Genomic DNA, 7,337 nt, shown 5'->3' on the forward strand with positions numbered 1-7,337 from the left:
GTGGTTCGATCTTCTCCCACTGCTCATCAGTGAAGACTCGGTGTCGTTGCTGTGTAGTCACGTCTCCACCGTGCCAGTCCTGGAATGGTCAATAAAGGAGACACGCCCTAGTCCTGAAGACTAACGTCAGCCTTGCCAGCACCCCGGCTTAATGGCGTAGAAGGCGGTATTCTCTCTAGTGGCCGCCGCCGAGGCCGCCGGTGAGTCGAGCGTGGAACGCAGTCGTGTAGTCGTTCATGCCCACAAACTCGACAGCCTTACCGTGGTGTGCGTATTTCGTCTCGATCGTATCGAGTGCGGCGACAGTTGACGCGTCCCAAATGTGAGATTTCGTGAGATCGATGATCACCCGATCCGGATCGGCAGCATATTCAAACAGTGTGGTCAGGTCATTGCTGGAGGCAAAAAGTAGCTGTCCTTCGACTGTATAGTGAGCGACCTGCAGCCCGTCCTGTTCCTGGATCTCCCGGCGAACGTCGATGAGGTGGGCAACGCGACGGACGAACATCACCGAGGCCACGAACACACCGACAACGACGCCGATGGCGAGGTTGTGAGTCGCGACGACCACAGCGACGGTGATGACCATGACAGCGGTTTCGCTTTTGGGCATTCTCTTGAGGGTGGAGAGCTTGATCGAGTGCCAGTCGAAGGTTCCGACCGAGACCATGATCATCACAGCAACCAGCGCGGCCATCGGGATGATCGCCACGACGTCGCCAAAGGCGACGATGAGGATCAGCAAGAACATTCCTGCCAGGAATGTTGATATGCGGGTACGGGCACCGGAGGCTTTGACGTTGATCATGGTCTGCCCGATCATGGCGCAGCCACCCATGCCGCCGAAGAATCCCGAGAGAATGTTCGCCACTCCCTGGCCCCAACCTTCACGAGTCTTGTTTGAGTGCGAGTCGGTGACATCGTCGACAAGCTTGGCCGTCATCAGGGACTCCATGAGTCCAACGAGGGCCATCGCCAGAGAGTAAGGGGCGATGATTGTCAGCGTCTCCCATGTCAGTGGAACGTTCGGGACGAACAGTTCGGGCAGGCTCCGTGGGAGTTCGCCTTGGTCGCCGACAGCGGGGATATTGATTGCGAAGACTATGACTGCGACAGTGACGATGATGATCGAGACCAGCGGAGCCGGGACGACTTTGGTGATCTTTGGCATGAAGATCATGATGACTAAGCCGACTGCGACGAGCGGGTAAACCATCCAGGGCACACCGATGAGCTGCGGGAGCTGAGCTGTGAAGATGAGGATCGCTAGAGCGTTGACGAAGCCAACCATGACACTGCGCGGGATGAACCGCATGAGTTTCGCCGCGCCGAAGACAGCGAGCACGATCTGTAGCACCCCGGCGAGCAGCACGGTGGCGATGAAGTAATCCAATCCGTATTCACGGGCCACGGGTGCGATGACGAGCGCGATCGCACCGGTGGCGGCGGTGATCATCGCGGGGCGTCCGCCGACGAAGGCGATAGTGACGGCCATAATGAACGAGGAGAACAGGCCGACCTTTGGATCGACGCCGGCGATGATTGAAAACGAGATCGCCTCCGGAATCAGTGCCAGCGCGACGACTAGTCCCGCGAGGACTTCCCGAGTGAGGATGCGTGGGGTCTTCAGTGCGGTTATCACTGAGGGGTCGGGGTGGTATCGACTTCGGTCGTCGGCGGTCGTACTTGCAGTCGTCATTTAATGAGTCTCCAAGGTTAGGAGTGGGTCGAGTGTGACACCATCGAAGATTGAGCGCGCATTTCTGCGCGAGTCCGGCGGGCCCCTTTCTGGGGCCTGGAAACCAGGAGGCCACCGCACAATTGTGTGGGCACTAAAATTGACTCTAACGTAACGTAAGAGTTGATGCGAATTGAGGAGGGTCTGCCGCCATGCCTGAGGCAGGGATGATGCACATTGGAGAATTGGCTGAGCGCACAGGGTTGTCTTTGCGAACAATTCGCCACTATGACCAGATCGGCCTGTTGACCCCGTCCGGACGGTCGGAAGGTGGTTTCCGCCTCTATACCGAGGACGATCATGACCAGCTCATGCTCATCCGCCGAATGAAGCCGCTGGGGTATTCGCTGGAGCAGATGGGGAATCTTTTGAGGGCACTGGAGAGTGTTCGCAGTGGTGATTCTTCAAGCGCCGATGGAGAAGATGCGATGACGCAATTTCTCGACGCCGCGAACGAACGACGGGAAAAGCTCGCTCAGCAACTTGCTGCAGCGGATGAGTTCATCGATCAGCTTCGCTCGAGGATTATTCCGTAATCGAAGCAAAGCTGTGCGATGTAGAGATGACCAGCGAGCAGGAGGCCGTCAGCGACGATTGCTACGAGGATCTCCAACGGCAAGGAGACACTATCAAGTCTCATTTGCTAGCGATGTGGGCTCCTACGTCAGCAGTGCGAGGACAACTCCACCAGCAGCCCCAACAACGACAACCATCCATGGCGGAAGCTTCCAGGCGATGAGTAGCACGAAGCAGACGAGACCAAGAGCAAATGGGCCCTGCCCGGTCACTGCCGTAGAGAACACCGGCTGATAGAGAGCGGCCGCGAGAATCCCAACCACCGCAGCATTTGCCCCACTCATCACGGCCTGGGACCACGCCCGCTGACGCAGAACATTCCAGAACGGCAGCACACCAACCAGCAGCAAAAACCCCGGTAGAAACACGGCCGCAAGAGCAACACCCGCACCGAGGACACCACCAGGGCCAACATCTGAGATCGCCCCCAGGTACGCCGCGAAGGTAAACAATGGACCGGGAACGGCCTGTGCGACACCATATCCGGCGAGGAACTGCTGGTCACTGACCCACCCTGTGTCGACGACACCGGCCTGGAGCAGTGGCAACACGACATGTCCTCCACCGAAGACCAACGCGCCGGCTCGGTAGAACGCATCGAAGACCGCCAGGCTCGACGATCCCGTCGCAGCCACGACTAGGGGCAGGCCAAAAAGTAGCGTCATGAATATTACTAAGCTGGTGATTCCTACGCGGCGTTTGACTGGGAAGTGCAACACACCCCCAGTCGCTCCACTGCTCTTACGACACAGCAGATAACCGGCAATAGCGCCGAGTGCGATGGCAGTGATTTGCCCGAATGCCCCGGGGATGAGCAGGGCTGCGGCCGCGGCAACTGCAGCGATCGATGCGCGTTGTTTGTCCGGAGTGAGGTTTCTGGCCATGCCGAGGACAGCTTGGGCGACGATAGCGACGGCGACGATCTTGAGGCCGTTGAGTAGACCTTCGCCCACGGGCCCGGTAAACAGGGCCGCACCATAGGCGAATACCACCATGATCACAGCAGATGGAACAGTGAAAGCGAGGAAAGCCGCCAATGCCCCCAGGGCCCCGGCGCGGTGCATGCCGATTGCGAATCCCACCTGGCTGGAGGCCGGGCCGGGAAGGAACTGGCACAGGGTGACCAGATCGGCATATTCCTGTTCGTCTAACCATTTTCGCCGCTCGACAGCTTCAGTGCGGAAATAGCCCAAGTGTGCGATTGGTCCGCCGAAGGATGTGAGACCAAGGCGAAGGAAGATGCGGAACACTTCCCAGGCAGAGCCCTGTCCTTTCAAGTGGGTGGGGGTGGTGTCAGTCATTTCCAGGCTCCTTCCGGATGAAGATTTGAACGCGTTCTTGTGCCAGAGCCAGTCCTTCGCGACCTTTTGCTGTGGCTGAGTAGAATTTGCGGACAGTGCGGCCATCGCGCTCGGATCGGACGGTGAGGTAGCCGTTATCGACCATGCGATGGAGCATCGGATACAGGGTGCCAGGCGAGAGTCGATAGCCGTGGGTCGCTAGTTCGTCGATCATCCACGTGCCGTAGATCTCTTCTTGGGCTGCATGATGAAGGACGTGCATCTGTACGAGTCCGGACAGTAAGTCACGGTGTTCGAGTTGCGCAGACTCGGGTTCAACAGGTTCCATTTCAGTATCTTAGAACGATAACGAAGACAGATAGTGAAGTTCGAGTGAACGCAGACTCGGACCGAGAGTTCAAAGCCTCTCTGTCACCGGAGTGTTGTGTCCTTACTGCATAGCAGTGTGGGCAGTGATGGTCCCCGTCTTTTGGGCTCCTCTACCCGGAACCTGTCGTCATTGAGCATGAGGCGACAGCGAATCACTCGACTAAACGAATGCCGAGGCGAGATGCTGCCTGGTTAGTTCGTGCGCATCTTCGCGCTAATCGGCATTCGGTTCGAGGCGCGGTCGTCTCTCATGAGCTACTCAATGCGATGAGTCGTTACCGCCCCCGTAGTCTCGGCGACTACGTTCTGCCCGGGAGGAGACTTGGCCAGTAGATCCTTCTCGCATTTAGTCGCCTTTTCAGGCTCTACAACTACCGCCATGCGTCACTGAAACTCACAGCCACGAACATGTCGGGCCAGGTGTCCCAGTTCCTTGGTAGTGGGACACCGAAGACGAGCAACCTCATCGATCGGGCCAGAACCTGATTTTCCATCCCATAAGTAAGGCCCAGAACAACGTCCCATACATTCCGTACAGACACGAAGATTGGTACGCTGGGCGCATGGAATTGGGGTACGCGCGGGTTTCGACGGTCAAACAAGACTTGGATCGACAGATCGATGCTCTGACCCAGACCGGAATCGCGGCCGAACGGATCTATGTGGACAAAAAGTCCGGGTCCACGGTCGACCGCCCCGGGCTGCGTGCAGTCATGGAATATGCCCGCGACGGTGACGTCATCGTCGTCCACACTCTCGATCGGCTTGGGCGAACGGTGCGCGATACTCTGAACCTGATTCATGACCTCTCCGAACGCAACATCGGTGTGCGCAACCTCGCCGACCCGATCAGAGTGGACTCGTCGAACCCGGATGATCCGATGGCGCAGCTATCGGTCGTGCTACTGGCGTTGTTCGGACAGATGGAACGCACATACACCCTGGAGCGTGCCGCCCACGCTCGAGCGGTAGCGACCGCGAAGGGCCGACGCATCGGACGGCCATCAGTGGTGGATCCGGACAAACTGGCCTACGCCGAGCACCTGCGCACGACCGGACACACTATCGCCGAGATCGTGGCCAAAACCGGGATTACCCGTACCAGCCTGTATCGGCACCTGCCACCGCGTCCTCCCGAAGCGGTGACAGTCGCGCCGGAGACTGCCGCCGATCCCGGTCCCGAGACCTAATCCTGGACCGGTGATCGTCATGGCGCAGAGGACCCCAGAGGAGAGGCTGGCTCTGCTGCGCCAGCACGATGACGGTGTCCCTTGGACACGGATCGCGGCCGAATCAGGAGTACCGGTGCGAACGTTGTCACGCTGGGCCGCGAAGTATGGTGCTTTCCCGACGTCCAATGGCCTGCAGCGCCTCCGGCGAGCTGACAACGGCACGAGGCGAATACTGCCCGAGATTGTGGAGATGATCGAAGCTCTGGCGCTTCGTTGCCCCGAGCCCTCAGTCGCGTTTGTTCATCGCCGAGTCAGCGGCATAGCTGCCGATCGGGGACTGCCCGCGCCAAGCTACTCCAGCGTCCGGGGGATCCTTGGTGCCATCGACCCGGGCCTGCGCACACTCGCCCAGCACGGCGATGCCGCCTACCGGGACCAGTTCGAATTGGTTTTCCGCCGCACCACATTGAACCCGAACGAACAGTGGCAAGCCGACCACACGCTCTTAGACGTTGCAGTACTCGACCAAGCTGGCGTGCCGGTTCGGCCGTGGTTGACGGTGCTGCTGGATGACTACTCCCGCGCAGTCGCCGGCTACACCCTTTTCCTGGGTGCCCCATCAGCCGAACAGACAGCTCTGGCACTACACCAAGCGGTCAATCAGAAGACGAATCCTGCCTGGCCGGTCTGCGGCCTGCCAGATGTGCTCTATTCCGATCACGGCTCGGACTTCACCTCCGTCCGCCTCGAACGGGTTTGCCTGGACACGCAGATACAGCTCATCCACTCACGCATCGGCGTTCCGCAGGGGCGAGGGAAGATCGAGCGGTTCTATGGCTCCATCACCACCGAGCTCTTGCCGCACCTACCCGGGTATATCCCGCACGGAACGAACGGAGAACCTCTCACGGACCCGGCGCTCAGTCTTGAGCAACTCGACGCGATCCTGGAAAGATTCATTGTCACCGAATACAACCAGCGCCCACACTCCGAAACCCACCAAGCCCCCGTCCACCGCTGGGCAGCTTCCGGCTTCATACCGCGAGCCCCAGTACGGCCGGAGGATTTGGACCTACTTCTGCTGACTGCGGCGACTACAAGGAAGGTCCAACGCGACGGGATTCAGTTCTCCTCCACCCGGTATGTGTCCCCGGTGCTGGCCGCCTACGTCGGTGAACAGGTAACTATCCGGTTCGACCCGCGCGATGTCGGCGAGATCCGCGTCTATTTCAATGATGATTACCTCTGCCGCGCGATCGCTCCCGAGCTCGCCGCCGAGTCCGTCTCGCTGCGAGAGCTGCAGGCTGCCCGGTCGCAACGTCGCCGTGACCTCAAGCGACAGCTGCGCCACCGCCGCAGCCTCGCCGACGCGCTGCCGATTGACAACCGTTACGTCCCGCCTGAACCAACCGAAGCGGAACCGGTCGGCGGCGACGAAGTCCCACCACGACACGGATTGCGACTCTATGCCACCGACTGACCCGAAACACAGTCTCCTCAGCAAGGACGATGACGGAAGCCGATTCCTTTTCGGCGATTTCGGGGAGATCAACTCCAGCGCCCCGCCACGGCCCGATTTGCCACCGTTCCAGACGACTCATGAGCATCGCCGCTTCGCCGAGTTCGCTGACGCGGTGCGCACTCATCGCTATATTGGCCTGTGCTGGGGGCCACCGGGGGTCGGCAAGACACTCTCCGCCCGGCACTATTCCGGAGTCGATGACTGGGAACAATGGGAATCCTTTTTCTCCGACACCCTCGGCCCTGTGCCGGAACGTGTTCTCGAGGCCCGCACTGCGTTTTTCACTCCCACGGTCGTGGCCACCCCGAAACAAATAGACCAGGGCCTGCCACGAGCATGTCAACGCATCTCCTACGCCGTCGATTTCGCCGAGCACGGCATCGTCGACCCCTACGTCCATACCGAGTCCCGTTCCAGCGGACGCACCGAGCTGCTCATCATTGACGAAGCCGACCGTCTTAAGGCCACCGGCTTTGAGCAAGTCCGTGACTACTTCGACCATCACCATATGGGCGTCATCCTCATTGGTATGCCGGGCATCGAGAAACTGGGGTGTGACACTTCTCGTAGACAGTCGTTACCAGGAAGGCACGACAGGGAATCATGTCTACGAATCGCAGGACGTTCACGCCGGAGTTCAAAGCCGACGCGGTCCAGTT

The 7,337-nt window shown here is 59.5% G+C and carries 7 protein-coding genes; 4 read left to right on the forward strand and 3 right to left on the reverse strand.

From position 1 onward, the window contains the following. Positions 1-175: 175 nt before the first annotated feature. Positions 176-1,699: a SulP family inorganic anion transporter gene (locus FFS20_RS17400; protein WP_009883800.1), complete on the reverse strand. Its 1,524-nt coding sequence runs from the start codon at positions 1,697-1,699 to the stop codon at positions 176-178. 191 nt (positions 1,700-1,890) lie between these two features. On the opposite strand from FFS20_RS17400, the gene FFS20_RS17405 reads away from it, so the two are divergent. Continuing rightward, positions 1,891-2,274, forward strand: coding sequence for a MerR family transcriptional regulator (locus tag FFS20_RS17405; RefSeq protein WP_137827039.1), 384 nt, complete (start codon positions 1,891-1,893; stop codon positions 2,272-2,274). A 123-nt stretch (positions 2,275-2,397) separates the two neighbouring features. On the opposite strand, the gene chrA is transcribed toward FFS20_RS17405, so the two are convergent. Then, positions 2,398-3,615, reverse strand: a complete 1,218-nt coding sequence (gene chrA, locus FFS20_RS17410) for a chromate efflux transporter (protein WP_009883802.1) — start codon at positions 3,613-3,615, stop codon at positions 2,398-2,400. Further along, positions 3,608-3,943, reverse strand: coding sequence for a PadR family transcriptional regulator (locus tag FFS20_RS17415; protein WP_009883803.1), 336 nt, complete (start codon positions 3,941-3,943; stop codon positions 3,608-3,610). Before FFS20_RS17415 ends, chrA begins: the two co-directional genes overlap by 8 nt. A 604-nt stretch (positions 3,944-4,547) precedes the next feature. On the opposite strand from FFS20_RS17415, the gene FFS20_RS17420 reads away from it, so the two are divergent. The 3 genes from FFS20_RS17420 to FFS20_RS17430 form a co-directional block, all read left to right on the forward strand. Beyond that, positions 4,548-5,174, forward strand: coding sequence for a recombinase family protein (locus FFS20_RS17420; protein WP_009883804.1), 627 nt, complete (start codon positions 4,548-4,550; stop codon positions 5,172-5,174). A gap of 19 nt (positions 5,175-5,193) precedes the next feature. Continuing rightward, positions 5,194-6,636, forward strand: coding sequence for a Mu transposase C-terminal domain-containing protein (locus FFS20_RS17425; protein ID WP_249356927.1), 1,443 nt, complete (start codon positions 5,194-5,196; stop codon positions 6,634-6,636). After that, positions 6,623-7,337: ATP-binding protein (locus FFS20_RS17430; RefSeq protein ID WP_137827041.1), on the forward strand; the 715-nt coding region annotated here is incomplete at its 3' end. The genes FFS20_RS17425 and FFS20_RS17430, both read left to right, overlap by 14 nt.

Source organism: Brevibacterium sp. 2SA, from assembly GCF_005502845.1.
Lineage (GTDB): Bacteria > Actinomycetota > Actinomycetes > Actinomycetales > Brevibacteriaceae > Brevibacterium.